Annotated in this window: 1 protein-coding gene; it reads right to left on the reverse strand. The window is 60.7% G+C overall.

Annotation, left to right across the window (positions count from 1 at the left end; all coding sequences use genetic code 11):
• On the reverse strand, positions 1 to 1,140 hold a 1,140-nt coding region (locus H5U08_RS19390), incomplete at its 3' end, for a fatty acyl-AMP ligase (RefSeq protein WP_297037007.1).
• Between the last annotated feature and the right edge of the window lie 42 nt (positions 1,141 to 1,182).

Here is a 1,182-nt window from a genome sequence, read left to right on the forward strand (position 1 = left end):
CGCCAGTTCATGTTCCAGTGCCACAGCCCGGCGGATCGCCTGAAAGATCGAATCAAACCCCTCTTTGACGCGGCGTTCCACCTCCTGAACGATCACCAACTGCTCTCGCCCGTCGCGTTCTACGGCGAAACACGCCCCCGCGTTTGGCCGGAGGCGCTCGTCGGCCTCCTGGACTGTTTTCTCGATGTCGTGGGGATAGACGTTCACGCCGTGGATGATGATCATGTCCTTGATTCGACCGGTCACGAAGAGCTCGCCCTGGTGCAAAAATCCCAGGTCGCCTGTCCGCATAAAGGGCCCTTCCCCATCGGCCAGGTATGCCCGAAAGGTGTATTGCGTGGCCTCTTCGTTCTCCCAGTAGCCGACGGCCACACTCGGGCTTTGCACCCAGATTTCGCCAATCTGACCTTCGGGGAGGCGCTGGCAGGTCTCGGGATCCGCGATCACGATTTTGCCATCCGGGAGTTGCTGCCCGCATCCCACGAGCGCCCGGGCGTGCGGCGCCTTGGCAGGACATTCCACAGCCAGACCGCGTGCGATCTGCTCGCCGTCAAATATCCGGATGATCGGTGGTTCTTTGACAAATCCCCCGGAGACCATGAGCGTGGACTCGGCCAGGCCGTAGCAGGGATAAAAGGCCTCGCGTCGGAAACCGCAGGGGGCGAAATACTCGCAAAACCGTTCGATCGTGTCTGCCCGGACGGGTTCCGCCCCGTTGAATGCCACCTCCCAGGAGCTGAGGTCCAGGGTCTCCCGCTGTTGCGGGGTGATTGTTCGCACGCACAGATCGTAAGCAAAATTGGGCCCGCCGCTTGTGGTCCCGCGGTACTTGGTGATCGCTGCCAGCCACCGATAGGGTTTTTGTAAGAAGGCCATCGGAGCCATCATCACATTGGGACGCCCGACGAACACGGGCTGAATGATGCCCCCGATCAGGCCCATGTCGTGGTAGCTGGGCAGCCAGTACACTCCCGTGCCACTGCGCCGGTGCTCAAATGCCCAACAGATGAGCGCAGAGTTGTGAAGCAGGTTGGCATGGGTCAGCATGACGCCCTTGGGCGTCCCGGTGGATCCCGACGTGTACTGGAGGAAGGCGAGAGTCTGGCCATCGATATCTGGCTCTTCCCATCGATCTTCCATGTGAGGTTCGATTTCCGTGGTGGTCAGCCAGGACAGTTCTTT

The organism is Thermogutta sp., from assembly GCF_014359955.1.
In the GTDB taxonomy this organism is placed as follows: Bacteria; Planctomycetota; Planctomycetia; order Pirellulales; family Thermoguttaceae; genus Thermogutta.